The 22294-nt window shown below is 64.6% G+C and carries 20 protein-coding genes; 13 read left to right on the top strand and 7 right to left on the bottom strand.

Going from position 1 to position 22294, the window contains the following annotated elements:
• Positions 1 to 83: 83 nt before the first annotated feature.
• Positions 84 to 482 carry an MAPEG family protein gene (locus P0R31_RS26415; protein WP_275517263.1) on the bottom strand — a complete coding sequence of 133 codons (399 nt, stop codon included), beginning with the start codon at positions 480 to 482 and terminating at the stop codon, positions 84 to 86.
• Between the two features lie 122 nt (positions 483 to 604).
• Complete coding sequence (locus P0R31_RS26410) at positions 605 to 2413, bottom strand: PHA/PHB synthase family protein (protein WP_275517261.1); 1809 nt, start codon at positions 2411 to 2413, stop codon at positions 605 to 607.
• 258 nt (positions 2414 to 2671) lie between these two features.
• Here P0R31_RS26410 and P0R31_RS26405 point away from each other — a divergent pair, with 258 nt between their 5' ends.
• The 7 genes from P0R31_RS26405 to P0R31_RS26375 all read left to right on the top strand — a co-directional run bounded on the left by P0R31_RS26405 (position 2672) and on the right by P0R31_RS26375 (position 8613).
• Positions 2672 to 2947, top strand: a complete 276-nt coding sequence (locus tag P0R31_RS26405) for a hypothetical protein (protein WP_275517260.1) — start codon at positions 2672 to 2674, stop codon at positions 2945 to 2947.
• Positions 2948 to 3175: 228 nt separating this feature from the next.
• Complete coding sequence (locus P0R31_RS26400; RefSeq protein WP_275517259.1) at positions 3176 to 4396, top strand: LL-diaminopimelate aminotransferase; 1221 nt, start codon at positions 3176 to 3178, stop codon at positions 4394 to 4396.
• 29 nt (positions 4397 to 4425) lie between these two features.
• The gene (locus P0R31_RS26395; RefSeq protein WP_275517258.1) at positions 4426 to 5742 is read left to right on the top strand and encodes a homoserine dehydrogenase; all 1317 of its coding nucleotides are present in this window, start codon (positions 4426 to 4428) and stop codon (positions 5740 to 5742) included.
• 81 nt (positions 5743 to 5823) lie between these two features.
• Positions 5824 to 6825, top strand: coding sequence for a class II fructose-bisphosphatase (gene glpX, locus P0R31_RS26390; RefSeq protein ID WP_036033508.1), 1002 nt, complete (start codon positions 5824 to 5826; stop codon positions 6823 to 6825).
• A gap of 148 nt (positions 6826 to 6973) precedes the next feature.
• Positions 6974 to 7693 (top strand): haloacid dehalogenase type II, encoded by a 720-nt coding sequence (locus P0R31_RS26385; protein WP_275517257.1) that lies wholly within the window; start codon positions 6974 to 6976, stop codon positions 7691 to 7693.
• 1 nt (position 7694) lies between these two features.
• Complete coding sequence (locus tag P0R31_RS26380) at positions 7695 to 8108, top strand: ASCH domain-containing protein (protein WP_275517256.1); 414 nt, start codon at positions 7695 to 7697, stop codon at positions 8106 to 8108.
• Positions 8089 to 8613 carry a DUF4269 domain-containing protein gene (locus P0R31_RS26375; RefSeq protein ID WP_275517254.1) on the top strand — a complete coding sequence of 175 codons (525 nt, stop codon included), beginning with the start codon at positions 8089 to 8091 and terminating at the stop codon, positions 8611 to 8613. Before P0R31_RS26380 ends, P0R31_RS26375 begins: the two co-directional genes overlap by 20 nt.
• A gap of 62 nt (positions 8614 to 8675) precedes the next feature.
• Here the strand turns inward: P0R31_RS26375 and P0R31_RS26370 are convergent, their stop codons facing one another.
• The 3 genes from P0R31_RS26370 to P0R31_RS26360 all read right to left on the bottom strand — a co-directional run bounded on the left by P0R31_RS26370 (position 8676) and on the right by P0R31_RS26360 (position 13796).
• Positions 8676 to 9647, bottom strand: coding sequence for an MBL fold metallo-hydrolase (locus P0R31_RS26370; RefSeq protein WP_275517252.1), 972 nt, complete (start codon positions 9645 to 9647; stop codon positions 8676 to 8678).
• A gap of 213 nt (positions 9648 to 9860) precedes the next feature.
• Positions 9861 to 12860: an autotransporter outer membrane beta-barrel domain-containing protein gene (locus P0R31_RS26365; protein ID WP_275517251.1), complete on the bottom strand. Its 3000-nt coding sequence runs from the start codon at positions 12858 to 12860 to the stop codon at positions 9861 to 9863.
• Between the two features lie 270 nt (positions 12861 to 13130).
• Positions 13131 to 13796 (bottom strand): GntR family transcriptional regulator, encoded by a 666-nt coding sequence (locus tag P0R31_RS26360; RefSeq protein WP_271546629.1) that lies wholly within the window; start codon positions 13794 to 13796, stop codon positions 13131 to 13133.
• Between the two features lie 116 nt (positions 13797 to 13912).
• On the opposite strand from P0R31_RS26360, the gene P0R31_RS26355 reads away from it, so the two are divergent.
• From P0R31_RS26355 to P0R31_RS26330, 6 genes are read left to right on the top strand one after another with little or no spacing between them, the layout of a single operon-like run.
• Positions 13913 to 14707: an enoyl-CoA hydratase/isomerase family protein gene (locus tag P0R31_RS26355; RefSeq protein WP_275517250.1), complete on the top strand. Its 795-nt coding sequence runs from the start codon at positions 13913 to 13915 to the stop codon at positions 14705 to 14707.
• A gap of 9 nt (positions 14708 to 14716) precedes the next feature.
• The gene (locus tag P0R31_RS26350; protein ID WP_275517249.1) at positions 14717 to 15976 is read left to right on the top strand and encodes a CaiB/BaiF CoA transferase family protein; all 1260 of its coding nucleotides are present in this window, start codon (positions 14717 to 14719) and stop codon (positions 15974 to 15976) included.
• Positions 15977 to 16028: 52 nt separating this feature from the next.
• On the top strand, positions 16029 to 17021 hold the full coding sequence (locus tag P0R31_RS26345; RefSeq protein ID WP_275517247.1) for a Bug family tripartite tricarboxylate transporter substrate binding protein: 993 nt from the start codon (positions 16029 to 16031) through the stop codon (positions 17019 to 17021).
• Between the two features lie 11 nt (positions 17022 to 17032).
• Positions 17033 to 17515, top strand: a complete 483-nt coding sequence (locus P0R31_RS26340; protein ID WP_275517244.1) for a tripartite tricarboxylate transporter TctB family protein — start codon at positions 17033 to 17035, stop codon at positions 17513 to 17515.
• Between the two features lie 12 nt (positions 17516 to 17527).
• A complete protein-coding gene (locus tag P0R31_RS26335) occupies positions 17528 to 19066 on the top strand; it encodes a tripartite tricarboxylate transporter permease (RefSeq protein WP_057029102.1) in 1539 nt (512 codons plus the stop codon).
• A complete protein-coding gene (locus tag P0R31_RS26330; protein ID WP_275517242.1) occupies positions 19063 to 20064 on the top strand; it encodes a 4-hydroxythreonine-4-phosphate dehydrogenase PdxA in 1002 nt (333 codons plus the stop codon). The genes P0R31_RS26335 and P0R31_RS26330 overlap by 4 nt, the downstream gene beginning before the upstream one ends.
• 32 nt (positions 20065 to 20096) lie before the next feature.
• Here P0R31_RS26330 and P0R31_RS26325 read toward each other — a convergent pair whose 3' ends face one another.
• Together P0R31_RS26325 and P0R31_RS26320 are read right to left on the bottom strand one after the other, a co-directional pair.
• Positions 20097 to 20840, bottom strand: coding sequence for an SDR family oxidoreductase (locus tag P0R31_RS26325; protein ID WP_275517241.1), 744 nt, complete (start codon positions 20838 to 20840; stop codon positions 20097 to 20099).
• 317 nt (positions 20841 to 21157) lie between these two features.
• Positions 21158 to 22234: a methyl-accepting chemotaxis protein gene (locus P0R31_RS26320; protein WP_275517238.1), complete on the bottom strand. Its 1077-nt coding sequence runs from the start codon at positions 22232 to 22234 to the stop codon at positions 21158 to 21160.
• Positions 22235 to 22294: the final 60 nt, after the last annotated feature.

The following is a 22294-nucleotide window of genomic DNA, read 5'->3' as shown; positions in this document are numbered from 1 at the left end:
CCGTTCTTGCTTCGCTTGTCGCTTTCTAGGTCCCGGCTCTACGGCACGTCACTGACGTGCCGCGCCTTGTCCGGGACACGAGACTAAACCACCCTGAAGATCGCCAGCACCAGCACGGCCTGGGCAAGGAAGCCGACGGTGAAGGCGAGGGTGCGGAACACCGGAATTCCGAGCGTATAGACGATGGTGTGCGCGACACGGGCCCAGAAATAGACCGCGCAGGCAAGCACCGTCCATTTCGTGGAATAGTCGATCGCGTTCAGGATCAGCACCAGCGGGGCGAAGACGATCAGGTTCTCGACCGCGTTGTCATGCGCGAACATCAGCCGGTTCGCCCACTCCGCCTGCGGCTTGTCGCCGCGCGAGGGGTTGGCCATGGCGCCGCTCAACCCGCGGACCTGGCAGCGGTTGATGGTGTAGGGAATCCACAGAACTCCCGTCAGGATCACCGTCAGTGTCAGCCAGAACAATTCGCGTGTCATAGTGCCGGTCCCCTGTGTCGTCGCTGGATTGAGGCTAGAGCATGATCCGGAAAAGTGAGTAGCGGTTTTCCGAAAAGATCATGCTCAAACAATTGGTCTAGACGAAAGCGCGCCGGATTCCGCTATGCGCGAACTCTGACGTAGCTGCCGGGCGCGTCCTCGATCGGCGGGAATGCGTCGCTGCCGACCGCGCGCGCCGGGACTTCCTCGGGATCGAGCTCGCCCAGCCACTCCCGCCAGTCCGGCCACCACGAGCCCTTGTGCTCCACGGCGCCCTTCATCCACTGCGCGACGCTGACGTTCTTGATGTTGTCGTTGGTCCAATACTGGTACTTGTTCGCGGCAGGCGGATTGACCACGCCTGCGATGTGGCCCGAGCCGGACAGCACGTATTTCACCGGGCCGCCGAAGAACTGCGAGCCGTAGAGCACCGATTCCGCGGGCGCGATGTGGTCCTCGCGGGTGGCGAGATTGTAGACCGGCACCTTCACCTTGGAGAGATCGAGCAGGGTGTTGTCGAGCGCCATCGTGCCGGTGGAGAGCCGGTTCTCCAGGTAGCAATTGCGCAGGTAATAGGAATGGTTGGCCTGGGTCATTCGTGTCGCATCTGAGTTCCAATGCAACAGGTCGAACGCGCTCGGCTGCTGGCCCTTCAGATAGTTGCTGACCACGTAGGACCAGATCAGGTCGTTCGAGCGCAGCATGTTGAAGGCCATGGCCATCTTGGAGCCTTCGAGCACGCCGGCCGTCTTCATGTCCTGCTCGATCGCCGCGACCTGCTCCTCGTCGACGAACACGAGCAGATCGCCGGCATGGGTGAAGTCGACCTGGGCGGCGAAGAACGTCGCGGACGACACGCGCTGGCGGCGCTTCTCGGCGAGCCAGGCCAGCGTGGTCGCGAGCATCGTGCCGCCGACGCAATAGCCGGCGGTGTGCACCTTCATCTCGCCGGTGACCTTCTCGATCACGTCCATCGCCGTGAGCGGGCCTTCCTTCATGTAGTCTTCCCAGCCCTTGTTACCGAGCCGCTTGTCCGGATTGACCCACGAGATCACGAAGACGGTGATGCCCTGGTCGACGCACCACTTGATGTAGGATTTCTCCGGCTTGAGATCGAGGATGTAGAACTTGTTGATCCAGGGCGGCACGATCAGGAGCGGGGTGCGCAGCACCTTCTCCGTCGTCGGCGAATACTGGATCAGCTGCATCATCTCGTTCTGGTAGATCACCTTGCCCGGCGTCGTCGCCATGTTGACGCCGACGACGAGATTGTCCGGGTTGGACTGGCGGATCTTCAGCATGCCCTTGCCGGTGGCGATGTCCTCGGCCAGCATCTTCAGGCCGCGCGCGAGATTCTCGCCGCTGGACGCCACCGTCTCGCGCAGCACTTCGGGATTGGTCAGCACGAAGTTCGACGGCGAGAGCGCGTTGGTGACCTGCTGGACGTAGAACTCGGCCTTGCGGCGCGTGTGCGGATCGAGGCCTTCGGCGTCGCGCACCAGCTCCTGGGCCCATTTGGTCGTGAGCAGATAGAGCTGCATGACGAAGTCGAAGAACTGGTTCGACTTCCATTCCGGATCGGCAAAGCGCTTGTCGCGCGGCGAGGGCGCGATCGCGGGCTCGGCGTCCTGACCGGCCATGCGACGCACCGCCGAGCCCCACAGGTCGAGATAGTCCTTGGCAAGCTTGGTCTGGAGATCGGACGAGCGGGACGTGTCCGACAGCCAATATTCGGCGACCGACGTGAACGTCTTGACGACCTCGGCAAGCTCGGCCGGCGGACGGTCCTGCACCTCGCCGCTCTCGCGCGGCTTGAGGTAGGCGGCGAGCGCCTTGCCGCCGCTCTCCATCGCCCGCGCGACGTTCATCGCAAAGGCTTCGGCATCGAACTTCGTCTCGGGTTTCGGCGTATCGGTCGTGGCCATACTCATGAGCAGAACAGTAACGATTCATTCCGTATTCGTCACCGCGTAGCTCGCAGGTTTGACGTTAAACACTCTCGAAGATGTGTTGCACTGCGACAAATCTTCTTGGTTCCGTCACAATCGGGCCGCACGGCTCGGTTTGTTGGGCATCGGCTGTTTTCTCGCTCGCACCATTTTGTTTGGGCAGCAATGGTTTGAGCTTGGGCACGGTCTTGGGTAAGCTTGCCCGGGGCCGTGCTTTGGGACGAGTAGGGGATTTCCCAAGTGTTGGCGTTATGGGACCTGCAAAAGACGCTGCCGATCTGCGGCGCGGTGCTGATGGCGGCGCTCGCCCTTGGCGGGTGTTCGAGCCAGTTCGCGGATCTGGCACCGGCGGATGCGCCGCCGCGTACCAGGGAGCCCGGGACCTATCTGCCGGTGCATGATCTGCCGCCGGATCGCGATCAGGCGACCATCCCGCTGGAGCAGCGCGCCAAGATCGAGGCCGAGCTCGCCGCCGCGCGCGATCGCCAGGCCGCTGCCGCCAAGGACGCCAAATAGGCCCGTGACCGCGAGACCGGCAAGGTAATCGCTGGCGCCTCCGTGTTGCCGTGCTAAAAGACCTCGGTTCAGCCTGGAGTCAGGGCGAACGACTTCAATCTTCGTTGCCGACGATTGCTCTAAGTATTTGATTTTGAGTAATTTTCGTGATGAAGCCTGAGTGCTTTCGTGCCGGCCCTCGCGGCCTGTCGATTCTGTCCTGACCGGTTGCCCGGAGCCCAGAGAGCCATGGAAGAATTTTACCGCATTCGCCGCCTTCCGCCTTACGTGTTCGAGCAGGTCAACCGGGCCAAGGCGGCTGCTCGCAATGCCGGCGCCGACATCATCGACCTCGGCATGGGCAATCCGGACCTGCCGGCGCCGGCGCATGTGCTGGAGAAGCTGAAGGAGACGCTCGGCAAGCCGCGCACCGACCGCTACTCGGCCTCGCGCGGCATCCCCGGGCTGCGCCGGGCCCAGGCCGCCTATTACGCCCGCCGCTTCGGCGTGAAGCTGAACCCCGACACCGAGGTCGTGGCGACGCTGGGTTCGAAGGAGGGTTTCGCCAATGTAGCGCAGGCGATCACCGCGCCGGGCGACGTCATCCTCTGTCCGAACCCGAGCTACCCGATTCACGCCTTCGGCTTCTTGATGGCGGGCGGCGTCATCCGCTCGGTGCCGTCGGAGCCAACGCCGCAATTCTTCGAGGCGGCGGAGAGGGCGATCGTGCATTCGATCCCCAAGCCGCTCGCGCTCGTCGTCTGCTATCCCTCGAACCCGACCGCCTATGTCGCGAGCCTGGACTTCTACAAGGACCTCGTCGCTTTCGCGAAGAAGCACGAGATCCTGATCCTGTCCGATCTCGCTTACGCCGAGGTCTATTTCGACGAGAGCGATCCGCCGCCCTCGGTGCTGCAGGTGCCGGGCGCGATGGACTGCACCGTCGAGTTCACCTCGATGTCGAAGACCTATTCGATGGCCGGCTGGCGCATGGGCTTTGCGGTCGGCAATGAGCGCGTGATCGCCGCGCTCGCCCGCGTCAAGTCCTATCTCGATTACGGCGCGTTCACGCCGGTTCAGGTCGCGGCGACCGCGGCGCTGAACGGCCCGGACGATTGCATCAAGGAGATGCGCGACACCTACCGCAAGCGCCGCGACGCGCTGGTTGAATCGTTCGGCCGTGCCGGGTGGGAAATCCCGCCGCCGGAAGCCTCGATGTTCGCCTGGGTGCCGCTGCCGGAAGCCTTCCGCAGCATCGGCAGCATGCAGTTCGCCACCCTGATGGTGGAGAAGTCCGGCGTCGCGGTCTCGCCCGGCGTCGGCTTCGGCGAGCATGGTGAAGGATATGTCCGCATCGCCATGGTGGAAAACGAGCAACGGATCAGGCAGGCCGCGCGCGGCGTGCGCCGCTTCCTTGAAAGCGGGATCGAAACGTTGCACAACGTCGTTCCGCTCGCCAATCGGCGTTGAGTTCTCTTCGGCAGGTTTTCTAAGACATCATGGTTGCACCCCTGAAAGTGGGCATAGCGGGGCTCGGCACCGTGGGTGCCGAAGTTGTCCGCTTGATCGAGACGCAGGCGCGCGTGCTCGCGGGCCGCAGCGGCCGCGGCATCCGCGTCGTTGCCGTCACCGCGCGCTCGAAGGCGAAGAAGCGCGGCGTCGATTTGCGCGGCGTCGAATGGGTCAAGGATCCGATGGCGCTCGCCACGCATCCGGAGGTCGATTGCTTCGTCGAGCTGATGGGCGGCGCCGGCGATCCCGCACTGTCGGCGGTGGACGCAGCGCTCGGTGCCGGCAAGTCGGTCGTCACGGCAAACAAGGCGCTGCTCGCCAAGCACGGCCTCAAGCTGGCCAAGGCGGCTGAAAAGCACGGCGGTGCGCTGAATTTCGAGGCAGCGGTCGGTGCTGCGATCCCCGTCATCAAGACGTTACGCGAAGGTCTTGCCGGAACCGGCGTCAACCGCGTCTACGGCATCCTCAACGGCACCTGCAATTACATCCTGACCCGGATGGAACAGGAGGGCCTGTCCTTCGCCGAATGCCTCAAGGACGCGCAGCGGCTCGGCTATGCCGAGGCCAATCCGTCCTTCGACGTCGACGGCCACGATACCGCGCAGAAGCTCGCCATTCTCGCCAGCCTCGCTTTCGGCACGAAAGTTGCTCAAAGTGCGGTGTATGTCGAAGGCATCTCATCCATCGCGCCGGAAGATCTACGCGCCGCCGACGATCTTGGTTATCGGCTCAAGCTGCTCGGTGTTGCGGTTCGCACCGCCAAGGGCATCGAGCAGCGCGTGCATCCGACCATGGTGCCGAAATCCTCCTCGATCGCGCAGGTGATGGGTGTCACCAATGCGGTCACGATCGATGGCGAAGGCATTCCGCCGATCACGCTGGTCGGCCCCGGCGCGGGCGGTGCTGCGACCGCATCTGCCGTCGTCGCCGACATCGCCGATGTCGCGCGCGGCATCCGCGCCAATCCGTTCGGCCGGCCGATCGCGCAGCTGCGCGACACCAAGAAGGCGCCGATGGAGCGTCACGAGGGCGGCTATTACATTCGCCTGCTCGCACGCGATTTCCCCGGCACTGCGGCCGCGATCGCGACGCGGCTTGCCGAGCAGAAGATTTCGATCGAGTCGATCGTGCAGCGTCATCCCAATGGCGGCGCTGCGCCCACTGACGGCAAGGCGGTCCCCGTGCCTGTCATCCTGATCACCTATGCCACACACGAGGATGCCGTGCGCCGTGCGCTCGCCGCCGTGCAGAAGGACAAGGTGATCAGCGGACGGCCGCAGGTGATCCGGATCGAGAAGAACTGACACGGTTCGAACGAACTGTGGGTGCTATGAGTTGATGCGGGCGGAAATGCCCGTCGCAAACCGTTTCGAAGGAGTAAGCCGATGTCGACCCATATTGAAGTCCCCCCGCACGCCTTGCTCGAGCGCATCCTGACGCTGGAGATCGTGCGGGTGACGGAGCGGGCGGCGGTGTCGTCGGCGCGGCTGCGCGGCCACGGCAACGAGAAGGCGGCCGACCAGGCCGCCGTCGACGCCATGCGGCGCGAGCTCAACAAGCTGCCGATCCAGGGCACCATCGTGATCGGCGAGGGCGAACGCGACGAGGCTCCGATGCTGTACATCGGCGAGCAGGTCGGCCTCAAGGCCGGTCCTGAGGTCGATATCGCGGTCGATCCGCTCGAAGGCACCACGCTGTGCGCCAAGAACATGCCGGGCTCGATCGCCACCATGGCGATGGCCGACGGCGGCACGCTGCTACACGCCCCCGACGTCTACATGCAGAAGCTCGCGATCGGCCCCGGTTACGACAAGGGGGTCGTCGATCTCGATGCCTCACCGGCCGACAACGTCCGCCGCCTCGCCAAGGCCAAGGGCGTCAAGCCCGAGGGCATCACCGTTCTCGTGCTCGACCGTCCGCGCCATGCCGACATCATTTCGAGCGTGCGCTCGACTGGCGCGGCCGTGCGCCTGATCACCGACGGCGACGTCGCCGGCGTGATCCATTGCGCCGACCCCGACAACACCGGCGTCGACATGTATCTTGGCACCGGCGGTGCACCGGAAGGCGTGCTCGCGGCCGTGGCGCTGCGCTGCATCGGCGGCCAGATGCAGTGCCGCCTGATCCTCGATTCCGCCGAGAAGATCGAACGCGCCGCCAAGATGGGCGTCAACGATCCCAAGATGATCTACGGCATCGAGGACATGGCGCGCGGCGACTGCCTGTTCGCCGCCACCGGCGTCACCACGGGCTCGCTGCTCTCGGGCGTCAAGTTCCGCAAGGACGGCGTGATCGAGACCGAGACGGTGGTGATGCGCTCCGTCACCGGCACGGTGCGCTATATCAAGGCCGAGCACCGCGAGCTGGCCAAGTTCCATCTGGATTGATCCAGGCACGCCAACTGCCGTCATTCCGGGGCTCGCGAAGCGAGAGCCCGGAATCCATCGGGCGGCAGACTCCGACGCGAAATGGATTCCGGGCTCGATGCTGCGCATCGCCCCGGAATGACAATAAGAACAATCGGAGGAAGCGCCCATGTCCGATCTCTCCGCCGTCAAAGCCCTGGTGTTCGACGTGTTCGGCACGGTCGTCGACTGGCGCACCAGCCTGATCACCGACTTCATGTGGTGGAGCAAGCAGCGCGGCATCAGCGCGGATTGGACCGCGCTGGTGGACGGCTGGCGCGGCATGTACATGGCCTCGATGGACGACGTGCGCCAACATCCCGAGCGTGGCTATGTCATGCTCGACGATCTGCATCGCCGTTCGCTGGAAAAGCTGGTCGATCAATTCGCGATCAACGGCCTCACCGAGGCCGATCTCGATTATCTCACCAAGGGGTGGCACCGCCTGCATCCCTGGCCCGACAGCGTCGCCGGCTTGAGGCGGCTGAAATCGAAATTCGTGATCGCGCCGCTCTCGAACGGCAACGTCGCGCTGCTCACCAACATGGCGAAGTTCGCCGCCCTGCCGTGGGACCTCATCATGTCGGCTGAGCTGTTCGAGCACTACAAGCCCGATCCCGAGACCTATCTCGGCGCAGCAAAGCTGCTCTGCCTCAGGCCGGAAGAGGTGATGATGGTCGCGGCCCACAATGGCGACCTCGCCGCCGCGCAGAAGAACGGGTTGAAGACCGCCTTCGTGGCGCGGCCGACCGAATACGGCCCGCTTCAGAAGGTCGATTTCGAAGCAACCGGCCAGTGGGACATCGTCGCGAGGGATTTTGGCGGCATCGCGGACAAGCTCGGCTGCTAGGATGGGCAAGGGGATTCCCGAGCCGTATCAGCATCTGCGAACCTTCGCGTTCGGTGACAATCCTGCGCTGGCTGACGAATTGGTCGAGCTCGTCGTCATGGGCATCAAGACCGCGACGTGCAGCACCGAAGATGAGCCGAACACGTCTACGCCAGGTGAGCGCTGGGTCGTGCTCGACGGGCGAGCAGAGCCGCGCTGCGTCATCGAAACCATCGAGGTGACATATCGGCGCTTCAATGAAGTCGACGCAGCCTTTGCACATGATGAGGGAGAAGGCGACCGGAGCCTGGGTCATTGGCGCCGTGCCCATCAATCCTATTTCGGCAGGCTCGGGCGCTATAGCGACGACATGATGCTGATGTGCGAGCGTTTTCGCCTGGTCGAGGTCTTCGGCGATGCCGGGAACGATCGATAGCTACGAAGCGGCGATCGGCAGTTCGGGATTGCTCGATGAGCTGCGGGAGTTCGATCCACGCGTGGTCGGGACGCTGCCCTTGGGGCTCTCGACGCCATTGAGCGACATCGACGTCGTCTGCCACGTTCCGGACGCGGCGGCTTTTGCCGAAGTGGTTTGGCGACGGTACCGCGCCTGTGACGGCTTTGCGCTCTACCAATGGTGCTCCAGCCGACGGCCGGTGGTCGCCCGCTTCAATTGGGACGGCTGGCCGTTCGAGCTGTTCGGCGATCTGAGGCCGGTCGATCAGCAGGAAGGCTGGCTGCACTTCGCGGTCCAGCAGCGATTGCTCGCGCTCGACGACGGGCGCCTGCGCAAAGCGGTGGCCGAACACAGGGCGCGCGGAATGAAGACCGAGCCTGCGTTCGCCGCCGTGCTCGGCATTGCCGGGGATCCGTATTCCGAATTGCTTGCATTGGGCCGTGAGAGCGACGCTCAGCTGCGGGCCCGCCTGGAGTGCCTGTAAGGTTCGCCGCGAGGGACCGCACAGATCCGGGCGGCCCGCTCCGCCCGGATCTGAACTGATGGCTACAACGTCATCTTCATCGGCTCCGGATAGTAACGGAAACCATCTCCGGCCTTGGCGACATGACCATAGCCTGGCCAGGCGAAGTGATAGGACATCACCGGGATCTTGTTCGCGGCCAGCATCGTCAGCAGCTTGACGCGCGATTCGGCTGCCTGCTTCGGGTCGGAATCGTAGGAGAACTCCATCCGTGGCTTCTCCAGCAGCAGCACCGAATGGTGCGAGAGATCGCCGAGGAAGGCGAACGACTTGCCTGCCGACGAGACCATGAAGATGGTGTGGCCGACGGTGTGGCCGGGCGCCGCGATCGCCTGCACGCCAGGCAGGAATTCCTCGCCGTCCTTGAAGAACTTGAGCCGATCGCGGACCGGCAGCAGGTTCTTGCGGGCGTGGACGACGAAATCCTTGGCCGCGCTGCCGAGCTTGCCTTCGTCGGTCCAGAAGTCGAAATCGCTCTGGGCGATGTAGACTTGCGCGTTAGGGAACAGCGGCTTGCCGCCCTCGTCGACGATGCCGCCGATATGATCGATATGGGCATGCGAGCACACCACGGCGTCGATGTCGCCGGGTTTGATGCCGGCCTCGGTCATGCTCTTTTGCTGGCGGCCGGTGCTGGCACCGAACATTTTCGATGAGCCCATGCCGGTGTCGAACAGGATGAGCTTGTCTCCGGTGTTGACGATCGGGGAATTCTGTTCGAGCACGACATTGTCCGGCGACAGGAAATTGTCGGCCAGCATCTTCTTGACCTCTTCCTTGGAAACGCCGGTGAAGGTCCCGGAGGGATCGCCGAGCGGAAGCGGTCCGTCGGATACGACGGTCACCTCGGCATCGCCGAGAATGAAGCGGTGCCAGTAGGGCGTCTGGGTGCCGAGCTTGGGCGCCCGCGCCATCGCGCTGCTGCCGAGCATGGCGCTGGCGCCGAGACCGGCGCCGAGTGCGAGTAGGGACCGACGCGAGACGTCGAATGTCATCCTTTTTCTCCGCTTTCGTTTTTCACAACGCGTTGTGCGCGTTGTGTTCGGCTCGCGCCGATAGGCGGATGCTGCTCCGGTTCAGATGAGCTAGCAAGTGGAATTGGTTTTGACGATGAGCGCCGCCTGCCGAAGCGAAAGCCATTCCGGCCGCCCGCCAACAATTGTGTCACCTTTGTGTCTGGTGTGTCTGGTGATCGTATGCCCGCGGCATCACCAGCTGTATCGGACCACGCCCTTGCCTGCGTAGGAACGCGTGACGTTCGAGAACTCACCCTCGAACGTCCCGGCAGCCGACCAGCCGGTGAGCCACTTCTTCTCGACTGATCCCGTCACCAGCGCGGAGTCCGAGGCCATCGCTGCACCGTTCACGACAAAGCTCGCGCCGGGAAGAGCTTGGAACGTGGCTCCGATGACGCGGTCGGGATTGAAGTCGTGCGCCCAGGCGAGCCGCCCGCGCAAGGTGACGATCCCGTCAGCCTGGGCGAACGATTTGTCCGTGCGCAGGCCGAGCTCGGTGCGGGTGTTAGTGACGCTCTTAGCGCCATAGGCCAGCGCGAACAGGTTGCCGCCAACGATGGCCTGTTCGGCGTAAGCCGGCAGGTCGAACGTCGTGAACTGCGCTGCGGCGTAAGGCGTAAGGCCGACGCCCTGCGTGACGAAGCGATAGCCGCCCTCGAGTCGGCCGGAATAGGCGTTGGCGTTGAACTCGGCGCGCAGGCGATCGACGCCGGCAACCGTCACGGTGCGATCTGTGGTGATGTCCTGCCATCCATAGGCCAGCGCACCGGTGATGTAGGCAGGGCCGACGATGTGCCGGAAGAAGGCGCCGGCCTGGAACAGGTCGGACCGGCCGCCGCCGAGCGCGTTCGCTACGGTGAAGTTGGTGCCGCCGCCGGCGAGCGCGAAGCCAACCAGCGTATCCCGCGAGATGCGATAATCCGCACCGACGGCGGTACCATAGAGGTTGCTTGTGGTGGTGTTGGACCCGACGACTGTGCTGCCGTCAGTCTGCTGCGCGCCGCCAAAGCCCGCCGCCCAGACGCTCCAGCGCTGCTCGAACGCCGGTGCGACCGGTGCCTTGGTGTAGATCGCAGCCAATGCGTCGTCCGGCTTGCGCATGCGCGCGTACGCCAAGGCGGTCTCGTCCGCATAGGCATTTGGGACGCCGCCCGCACTGACGGTATCGCCGCGACCCGCGATGAACGGATCCGTCATCACGCCCATGAACTGGTTCATCGCGTTGAAGGTCGTCTGCTGCGGCGCGCTGCCGACCTCGCCGGAGAGCTGGGTCAGGCCGGCGGGCGTCAGGCTACCGAACACCAGCGGGATCGTGCCATTGGTGTTGAAATAGTTGATGATCGCGTTGCCGACGTTCTGCTGATTGACGTTGAGGTTGCCCGATGGAGGCACGAAGTTCAGCGCAAGGTTCAGATAGGCGTGGGTTGCGTCGTAGCTCAGCGTGGTATTGAAGCCCGAAGGCAGGCCGACATTCAGGACCGTCGGATCGAATGTGCCGCTGACGCTGCCTGCGTTGAGAATGGTGTACTGCTTGGCGACATAGCTTCCGGCCGCGAAGCTCGCAGCTACCGTGGCACCGCCGAGGGTCGCATTGCCGGTCACATTGGCAAAAGTCGACGTCGTGGGGTCCACGTAGACAAGATACAGCGCCCCGGACTGCATCGCGAGGCTTGCCACGGTCATGGACGTGCCTGGCGCGGCTACAATGCCCGGCGACAAAAGCCCACCCGCGTTGATCTGGGTGGGGCCAACGGTGCCGCTGCCGACCAGTTGGCCGCTTGCGTTCACCGTGGTGAGGACCGAGGATGCAATCGAGCCAATCACGGCGAGGACGCCGCTATTGACGGTTGTTGACCCGGTGTAGGTGTTCGCAGCCGTCAGCAATGTCACGCTCGTTGCGCTGTTGCCATTCTGCTGGAAGGCGCCGGTGCCGCTGATCACGCCTGTGAAGGTGAGAACGTTCGAGCGATTGACGGCGAAAGTGCCGTTGTTGACGACGTTGCCGACAATCGAACCGGTCGTGCCGCCATTGCCGAGCTGCAACGTATGGCCGGAATTGATGCTGGTCCCACCGGTGTAGGTGTTGGCGCCGGTCAACGTCACGGTGCCGGATGGGCCGAAGCTCAGGCTCAGGCGCCCGGCGCCCTGTATGACACCACCGAAATCGCCGTTCATGATTGATATGGTGGTCGCGGCACTGGATCCGGTGTTTACCGTTCCTGCGCCGAGCAGGTTGCGCAGGGCGCTGGTATGGTCGTTGTAATCGAGGACCGCGCCTGCGGCCACCGTCGTTGAGCCGGCGTTGCCTGTAAGAAACGATAGGATGCTGTCGGTTGCCTGCAACGTGCCGCCGTTGACCGCGAGCGTCGTACCGGTGCTGACGGATGTGCCGACCGCGAACTGCACTTGAACGGTTCCCGTATCCGTTGCGGATCCGAACTGCAGATGAGCGTCGTTCATGCTCATGCCGCCCGCGGCCAACAGAGTTGTGCCGGCGCCCGCCGCCAGGGTCGAGGTCGTGGCGGTCGTGAAGGTAATATCGTTCGCCAGTGTCCCGGTGATGGTCGTGCGTAATGTGCCGCCGCTCATGGTCATGGCGCCGCCGCCGAACGCGTCGATCGCGCCCGCAGTTGCGTGACCGCCCGTCAGTGTCCCGCCAGTGACCGCGGTGCCGCCCGCATAGGTGTTGGTGCTGTTCAGCGTGACTCTGCCGGGACCGGCGACCGTCAAGCTGCCGGGACCTGTGATCTGGCCGGTGCTGTCGACCATAAACTCCGCACTCGCGGAGGCCGTCGTGATGACGGTGTTAGAATTGAGCTGAAGAACGCCGCCGGCCGTAATATCGCCGGTCAGGAACGGATTGCTTGATTGCACATTGATCGCGGCCGAGCCCGCGCTGGTCTGCATGATCAGGGTGCCGTTGACGAAACCGAAATTGCTGTTCGTGGCCGAAGAGTTCAGATTCAACGTGCCAATCGTGAACGTCCCGGCCTGCAGATTGACTTGTGGACCTTGATTCGGGACCGTCGCATTGAATGTCGCAACAGCGTCGACTGCGTTGGGAACGGTGGCCGGCGTCCAATTTCCGCTTACGGCCCAAAATCCGGGGCCGCCATTCCAGGTCTGGGCGGCCGCCTGGCCGGAGATCGCCGTGAGCAGAATTGCCGCCACGGCGGGTAGCGCCGCCGTCAATGCGGTACTCGTCAACAGCGCCTTGATTAAACTCGTTCTCCGCCTCGTACGCGAGCCGCCAACCTCAATTGCCAATTCCACAGGGCGCCCCGATGCAATGCGTGGCCAAATGTTTCGAGCGAGACATACGTAGCTGTTTCGCCGCCGGCGGACCACCGGCGCCACTTCTCGTCGCCGACCTCACTGACGATTTCGGGGCGGTGTGATTGCGGGGCAACAGAAGGTTGCTTGTTTTCCGGGCAGCGCGACCACCCGCCGGTGTCTCGCCACTCACGCAATACGCAACGTGGGCTCACTGCCTTCCGTCTCGGCGAAGCCCGCCTGCAGCACCTCTTCGCGCTTGTGACGGAGATGTGCTCGCAGAATATGCGAGAGGCCGACGCCGTCGCGGCGCTGGAGCGCGTTGAGGATTGCCTCGTGCTCCTTCACGGCGAGGGCCCAGCGCTGCGCCGTCATCGGCGTGACATAGCGCGCGCGCCGGATGCGCGCGGTCACCGAGGCGTAGAGCCCGGCGAGCACGGGATTTCCTGCTGCGGTCACGATGGCTTCGTGAATGGCACGGTTGCCGCGGTAGTACTGGATCAGGTCGCGCTCGCGATAATGCTGCACCATGTCCGCATGCGCGGCGGCGATTGCGTCGATCTCGGCGTCGCTGATGCGCTCGCAGGCGAGCTCGCCGGCGAGGGCCTCCAATCCCTGGCAGACCTCGAACAGGTCGCGCATGTCCTTGTCGGTCAGCTTTGCCGCGCGCGAGCCGCGATGCGGCAGCAATTGCACGAGCCCTTCCGCGGCCAGCACCTTGAGCGCCTCGCGCAAGGGCGTGCGCGAAATTTCGAGCCGCTCGCACAGCTCGCGCTCGGGAATCCGCGCGCCCGGCGGGATTTCGCCGTCAAGCAGGATGGCGCGGATGCGGTTGACGACCTCGTCGTGAAGCATGGCTCTGAGCTCAATTTGAATGCAAAATCGAACTTATATGGGGGAGTTGTCAAGTTCCAGCTTGAAAATTCCAAGTTTTGCATTCAAAAATGCAAAAAGCAGAAAGGTATGAGGAAATGGACCTGCAAGTGGAGGCAGAAGACCTCGTGTTCGAGTCCGACGGCGGCATCGGGCGGATCACCTTCAATCGCCCGCAGGCCCGCAATGCCTTCACTTTCGCCATGTACGAGCGGCTTGCCGCGATCTGCGAGGAGGCCAACCGCGACCGTGATATCAAGGTGCTGGTGCTGCGCGGAGCCGGTGACAAGGCCTTCGCCTCGGGGACCGACATCAACCAGTTCCGCGAATTCAAGACACCGCAGGACGCCATCGATTACGAGAGCCGCATCGATCGCGTGCTGACCACGCTCGAGCAGTGCCGGGTGCCAACGATCGCGGCCATCAACGGGTTCTGCACCGGCGGCGGTGCGGGCATTGCCGCGGCCTGCGACCTCCGCATCGGCACGAAAGCTGCGAAGATCGGATTCCCCATCGCCAGGACGCTCGGCAACTGCCTGTCGATGTCCAATGTCGGCCGTCTCACCGCGTTGATCGGCGCTGCGCGCGTCAAGGATCTCATCTTCACCGCGCGCCTCGTCGACGCAGCGGAGGCCGCAAGCGTTGGCCTGCTCGGCGAGGTCGTCGAGGACATCGCCGCGCTGGACAAGCGGGCCGACGAGGTCGCCCGCCTCGTCGCGAGCCATGCGCCGCTGACGCTGAATGCGACCAAGCAGGCTGTCAGTGGTCTGCAACGGCGGCTGACGCAGGACGAAGGCGAAGACCTCATCCTGATGTGCTACACGAGCCAGGATTTTCGCGAAGGGCTCGATGCTTTCCTCAACAAGCGCGCGCCGCAATGGCGCGGCCAATAGGACGAGCCGATGCAAAGCGATCGATCGCAATCCACCTCTCGCCGTTCGGGACCGCTGGCCGGCCTCAAGGTCATTGACCTCACCCACGTCATGGCGGGACCGACCTGCACCCTGATGCTCGCCGACATGGGCGCCGACGTCATCAAGATCGAGAAATGGCCGAACGGCGACGACACCCGTCATTCGGTGCCGCCGAAGATCGGGGACGAGGCGGCCTCCTTCCTGATGATGAACCGCAACAAGCGCGGCATCGTGCTGGATCTCAAGACCGACGGCGGCAAAGAGGTGCTGCGCCGGCTGATCGCCGATGCCGACGTGCTGGTCGAGAACTTTGCGCCGGGCGCGATGGAGCGCCTCGGCTTCGGCTATGAGGCGCTGCACGCGGAATTCCCGGCGCTGATCTATTGCTCGCTGTCGGGCTTCGGCCGCACCGGCCCCTACAAGCACCGCAGGGGTTTCGATCTCGTCGCGCAGGCCATGAGCGGCATCATGAGCTTCACCGGCGAGCGGCCCGACGGTCCGCCCGTCAAGTGCGGCCCACCGCTGTCCGACATCACCGCCGGCCTGCTCGCGAGCATGGGCATCCTGGCGGCCTACACCCATCGCCTCAAGACCGGTGAAGGGCAGTGGGTCGAGACTTCGCTTTACGAAGCTGCGCTGGTGCAGACCTATTGGCAGTCGACCATCGCGCTCGCGGCGGGCACCGCGCCGCGCGCGATGGGCTCGGCCCATCCGCTCAACGCACCGTACCAGGCCTTCGAAGCCTCGGATGGCTGGCTGGTGGTCGGCGGCGCCAACAAGAAGCATTGGCTGTTGATGCTGGAAGCGCTCGGCGCGAGCGAGCTCGCCGACGATCCGCGCTTCGTCACCGGTGCCGATCGCATGGCCAACCTGAAAGAGCTCGAGGCCGTCCTGAGCGAGTGCTTCCGCAAGCAATCGCGGGCGCATTGGCTGGCGGCGCTGGACGAGAAGGGCGTGCCGTGCGGCCCCGTGCACGACATGCTGGAGGCCCTCAGCGACCCGCAGACGCTGGCGCGCGAGATGGTCGTCGAGGTCGAGCACTCCACGCTCGGTCCCGTCAAGACGATCGGGCTTCCCATCAAGTTTTCGGAGACCCCGGGTAAGGTGCTGTCGGGCGCACCGGTGTATGGTGAGCACACGCGAGAGGTTCTGGCCGAGCATGGGTTCGACCAGTCACGAATCGAAGCGCTCGAAAAAGAAGGCGCAATCGTCTCGGCCCTGGAACGACGCGAGGAACACGTCGCCTGACCGGACGTCGATACGACAACAACAAAAGACAAAAAATCAGGTGGAGGAAATCATGGGTCGGACGTCAACATTTCTGCTCTCCGCAGCCGCAGCCGTGCTCGCCGGCACCATGCCGGCGCTTGCCGCCTGGCAGCCGCAAAAGCCGATCGAGTTCGTGGCCACCGCCGGCCCCGGCGGCGGCACCGACAATCTCGCGCGCGCGGTGCAGAACATCATCACCAAGCACAAGCTGATCGAGCAGCCGATCGTCGTCGTCAACAAGGGCGGCGGCAGCGGCGCCGAGGGTTATGTCTACGGCAAGGCCTCCGCGGGCGACCCCTACAAGGTCATCTTCGGCACGTCGAACGCCTGGCAGCAGCCGCTCGTCTCCAAGGTCGCTTTCAACTACACCGATCTCACCCCGATCGCGGCGATGGCGCAGGACGAGTTCCTGCTGTGGGTCAAGCAGGACTCGCCCTACAAGACCGCAGGCGATTATCTGAAGGCGGCCGCATCGGGCGAATTCAAGATGGGCGGCGCGCAGTCGAAGGACACCGACGAGGTGCTGACGCGCATGATCGAGAAGGTCGGCAAGGTCAAGCTGACCTACATCCCCTTCAAGAGCGGCGCCGAGACTGCGGTGCAGCTCGCCGGCGGTCATCTCGACTCCCATGTCAACAACCCCAGCGAAAGCCTCGGGCAATGGCGCGGCGGCACGCAGCGACCGCTCTGCGTCTTCAGCCCGAAGCGGCTGCCGCAGGGGCCGAAGGTGACCGCGACGGAAGGCTGGGGCGACGTTCCGACCTGCGTCGAGCAGGGCCTCGACATCAAGCAATATGAGCAGCCGCGCACCGTGTGGCTGCCGGGCAAGGTCACGCCGGAGCAGGCCGCGTTCTATGTCGACCTCATGAAGAAGGTGCAGGCTACGCCGGAGTGGAAGGACTACATCGAGAAGACCTCCCAGGTCGACACGTTCCTCACCGGTGCCGAGCTCGAAAAATTCATCAAGCAGGACCTCGAGCACATCAAGCAGGTCGCGGGCGAGCAGGGCTGGCTGGTGAAGTAAGGCATTACGCCATGATCTCTCGCCGCGCGCTTGAACTTGCGACCGCCGTGCTCACCGGCAGCTTCGGCGTTGCCGTCATCGTCTCCAGCCTCGACAACGGTATTGGCTGGTCGAGCGCAGGCGTGGACGCCGGCACGTTCCCATTCCTGACCGGGACCATCGTCGTGCTCGGCAGCCTCTACAATCTGGTGCGAGGCGTGCTGCCGGCCGCGACGCTCGCAAACGTTCCCATCGCGATCACGTCGATCGAGCTGCGCCGGCTCGCCGGCCTGTTCGTGCCGGCTGCGATCTTCGTCGCCGCGATTCCGCTCGCCGGGATGTACGTCGCCTCCGCTCTCTATGTCTTCGCGGTGCTGGCGATCCCCCGGCATCAATCGGTGCCACGCGCGCTCGCCATGGCAGGAGCCACGGCGCTCGCGCTCTACCTCGTGTTCGAGCGCATGTTCCAGGTCAGCCTGCCGCATGGCGCGCTCGCTTCGGCGCTCGGGTTCTGAGGGAGCAGCGGGATGGACAATCTCCAGGAGCTCCTGCACGGCTTCACCATCGCGGTCACGGTGCCGCATCTGGTCCTGATGGTGGTCGGCGTGCTGCTCGGGATTCTCGTCGGCGTGCTGCCGGGGCTGGGCGCGCCGAACGGCGTGTCGCTGCTCCTGCCGCTCACCTTTGGCATGCAGCCGGTCTCGGCCATCATCCTGCTCTCCAGCATGTATTGGGGCGCACTGTTCGGGGGCTCGGTGACCTCCATCCTGTTCAACATTCCGGGCGAGCCGTCATCGGTGGCGACCACCTTCGACGGCTATCCGATGGCGCGCGACGGCCGGCCGACCACGGCGCTCGCGACCGCCTTCGGTTCGGCGGCGTTCGGCGCGCTGGTCGGCGTCATCCTGATCACCTTCCTCGCCTCCTGGGTGGCGCAGGCTGCGCTCGCCTTCGGGCCGGCCGAGTATTTTGCGGTCTATTTTCTCGCCTTTGCCAGCTTCGTCGGCATGGGCGGTGCGGCGCCGATCAAGACCGTCGTGGCGCTGGCGCTCGGCTTTGCCATCGCCGCGATCGGCATCGACACGGTCTCCGGCAGCGTACGCCTCACCATGGGCGTGGACGAGCTGGTCAAGGGCGTCAGCTTCGTCGTCGCGGTGATGGGCCTGTTCGGCATCGGCGAGCTGCTGGTGGCCGTCGAGGAGGAATTTCACGCGCGCGCAGTCTCCTCGAAGATCGATTGGCGCGAGGTGTTCCGCGCCGTCGGCCGCCTGCCGCGGCACGGCGTTGCCCTGCTGCGCAGCGCCGCGATCGGATGCTGGATGGGCATCACGCCGGGCGGCCCGACCGCGGCCTCCTTCATGAGCTACGGCATCGCGCGCCGCTTTTCACGCCGCGGCCGGCATTTCGGCACGGGCGAGGTCGAAGGCATCGTGTCGCCGGAGACGGCCGATCATGCCGCCGGCACCAGCGCGCTGCTGCCGATGCTCTCGCTCGGCATTCCCGGCTCGGCGACCGCGGCCGTGATGATGGGCGGGCTGATGATCTGGGGCCTCAATCCCGGGCCCATGCTGTTCGTGGACCAAAAGGATTTCGTCTGGGGCCTGATTGCCTCGATGTATGTCGGCAACATCGTCGCCGTCGCCCTGGTGCTGCTGACGGTCCCGGTGTTCGCCGCCCTGATGCGGATTCCCTTCGTGGTGATCGCGCCGCTGATCGTGATCATCTGCGTCGTCGGCGCCTATTCGGTGTCGAACTCCTATCTCGACGTCGTCATGATGCTCGGCTTCGGCGTCGTCGGCTACCTCTTCAAGAAGCTGTTCTATCCGCTGGCGCCGCTCGTGCTCGCGATCGTCATCGGTGACAAGGCCGAGGACGCGTTCCGGCAGTCGATGCTGATCTCCAAGGGATCTCTCGGCATTTTCTTTGCGAACAAGCTGGTGACGTGCCTGATCGTGGGCGGCATCGCGCTGCTGCTGCTTCCGCTTCTGTTGCAGCTGCCGCGGTTGTGGCGCAAACCTGCGTCGCCCGCGACCGATGCGCCAGTCCAGGAAAGGGCGATCATATGACCGCAAAGCCGCTGATTGCGCTGGCCATGGGAGATCCCGCCGGCATCAGCCCGGAGCTGACGGCCAAGCTCGTGGCGCAGGACGACATCCGCGCGCGCTGCCGGCTCGTGGTTATCGGCGACCGCCGCATTTTCGACGAGGGCGCGCGCATTGCGGGCGTCAAGCCGGAGCTGAAGATGATAGAGCAGGGCGCCGATCTTGGCGCAGCACAGGAAGATGCGCTGTTCATCGATCTCCGCCACCTTGCTCCCAGAGAGGTCGAGCCCAAGACTGCGACCCTTGCCGGCGGAAAATTCGCGCTGGCCAATTACAGGCATGCGCTCGAGCTCGGCCGCGACGGCCATGTCGATGCGGTCTGCTTCACGCCCTTCAACAAGCAGGCGATGCGCCTTGCCCGCGCCGAGTACGACGACGAGATCGCGTTCTCGGCCGAAATCGTCGGTCTCAAATCGCCGGCAAGCGAATTCAACGTGCTCGACGGGATCTGGAACGCACGGGTCACCTCGCACATCCCGCTCAAGGATGTCGCTGCGAAGCTATCCCGCGAACGAATCCATCGCGCGCTCGAGCTGACCGATTCCTGCATGCGGAACGCCGGCTTTGCGCGGCCGCGCATCGCGGTCGCAGGCCTCAACCCGCATGCCGGCGACGGCGGCAATTTCGGCCGCGAGGAGATCGACGTGATCGCCCCGGTGGTCGCAGCAAGCCAGCGCGAGGGCATTGCCGCGGAGGGACCGTTTCCGGCCGACACCGTGTTCCTGCGCGCCAAGGCCGGCGCCTTCGATGCCGTGCTGACGATGTATCACGACCAGGGCCAGATCGCGATGAAGCTGATGGGTTTCGATCGCGGCGTGACCTTGCTCGGCGGCTTCCCTTTCCCGATCTGCACGCCCGCGCATGGCACGGCCTACGACATCGCGGGGCAAGGCATCGCCTCGATCGGCGCCAGCCGCGCGGCGTTGCTGCTCGCCGCGGAGATGGCCGTGCGCACCGGCTGATCGCATGCTGATCTAGCGTGCCCGCCGGTGCCTCAGCGGCTCGCGAGCCATTTTGCGAGCGGCGTCGCCCCGAGCCGTGCTTCGCCGAGTGGGTTCAACGACGTGTCGTCGATGGGAGTGCCGTAGTACAGCGCCGTCCGATCTCCGATCACGGGGCGTGGGTCGCCGGACGCCTTCAGGCGGCGCGCGATGAATTCATTGAAGGGGGCCTTCTCGGGGCCGGCGATATCGATCGTGCCGTTGAGCGGCCGGCCGCTTGCGACCTCCGCGAGGCGATCGACGACGTCGTCGGCCGCGATCGGCTGAAACTGAGCCGTGGGAACGACGATCTTCCCCTCGATTGCGCTTGTGTCGGCAATGGCCGCGAGGAATTCGAAGAACTGGGTGGCGCGCACGATCGAGTAGGGCACCGAGGCGGACTTGATGACGGTTTCCTGCGCCAGCTTGGCACGGAAATAGGCGTTGTCGGGCGAGCGGTCGGTGCCGACGATCGAGAGCGCCACGTGATGCTTCACGCCTGCTGCGGCCTCTGCCGCGACAAGATTCTCGCTCGATTGCTGGAAGAACGCGAGCACAGCTGCCGGCTCCCAGGACGGTGCGTTGGCGACGTCAACGACCACATCCGCGCCCGAAAGCGCTGCGGCAAGGCCTTCCCCTGTCACGGCGTTCACGCCGGATCTCGGCGAGGCCGCCACCGCTTCGTGGCCTTGCTGCTTGAGCTTCGCCACCAATCTTGATCCGATCAATCCGGTTCCGCCGATCACGACGATCTTCATGGCTTGCCTCCTTGCGGTTGCCGAGCGCGAGATGATCGAAGCCGATCGAAACTCCCGCCTCTCACATTGAAAATGTGGTGCGAAGTGACTCTAGCCGATCCATGGCGCAGGCTCTTGCCTGTAGCGGGCTTACCTTGCCGGAAAATGCTGCCAGCGTTTTGCCCGACGTGTCAAAATGTTTGGACGCCGCAAGCGGCGCACTGGCCCTTGAAAATGCCAATGAAAACAATCCCCAGGCTACTGTGCATGGGGTTGTTTCGCAGTCTTGGATGGGACGGGCGACGGCCTCCGATTCCGGGAGGCGGCCGCTGCTCGCCTCACGCCCCGCAGACGATCACGCCGTACCAGCCGAGCCCTCGATAGGTCTCGTAGCCCGGGGTGGCATGGAACGCGACCAGCGTGCCGGTGCGGTCGTGGTAGAAGCCGGAGCGCTGGCCGTTCAGCGACAGCGAGAGGCGCTCGCTGAGGATACCCTGGCCGTCGGACGCCGCGATCACGCGAAAATTCGAATCGACCAGCAGCACGCGCGCCTTGTCGCCGTCGCCGACGCGCACGCCCTGCACGATGGCGCGGGCCTGCGGCTCCCAGTCGAAATGGATGGCGAGCACCCCGATCGGCGCGCCGTTGGCCTGTCCGCCGGCGCGCACGCTGGCGCAATAGGTCGCGACCTGCGCATTGCCGAGCAGCGGCTGGTTCTCGACGTCCCCGGCGACATAATCGTCGCCGGAGCGAAGGCCTTTCGCGTCGCGAAACCATTTGGTGTGGGCGACGTTCTGGCCGACGACGCGGAACCGGTCGGCGCGGCCGTTGGCGATGACGTTGCCATCGAGGTCGCAGAGCCAGAGATCGAGATAGACGGTGTAGGCCCCGAGGATCACGCCGAGGCGCTGCGAGACATGGGAGACGGCCGCAGCACTGGGCGAGGCCGCGCAATCGACCACGGCGGAATCGGTCGCCCACCAGCGCACGTCGCAGGTGCGCTCATAGAGATTGCGGTCGATCAGCTCGATCGCGTTGAGCGACAGGTCGACCATCCGCTCGCCGCGGGAGCGCTGGCTCATGCGGTCGATCGAGGCGACGAGATCGCCGGTGCGTTTGGTCAGCTGGGTCTCGAGCTCGCGGGCGATGGTCTCGACCTGCTGGCCGACGCCGCGCACCTCCTGTGCCACGACCGCAAAGCCTGCGCCTTGCGCGCCGGCGCGCGAGCTCTCGATTAGCGCGTTCAGCGCCAGCATCTTCATCTGGTTGGTGATCTGCTGGATCGACTTGGTCTTGTCGACCGCGATCTGGTTGACCTCCGCGGTGAGACGGTTGATCAGCGCGGAGATGTCGGAATCATCGTCCGCGGGTTCGGTGGCGATCGGCTTGGCTTTCAGACCCAGCGCAGCAGACATCGGGGACTTCCCTTGGCAATGAGGTCTGATCTGCAATGAACGGGGAACAACGACTTACAG

It is taken from the genome of Bradyrhizobium yuanmingense (assembly GCF_029167105.1).
GTDB lineage: Bacteria > Pseudomonadota > Alphaproteobacteria > Rhizobiales > Xanthobacteraceae > Bradyrhizobium > Bradyrhizobium yuanmingense_A.
Note: the sequence above shows the minus strand (reverse complement) of the source record. Positions and strands in the feature narration are given on the sequence as shown.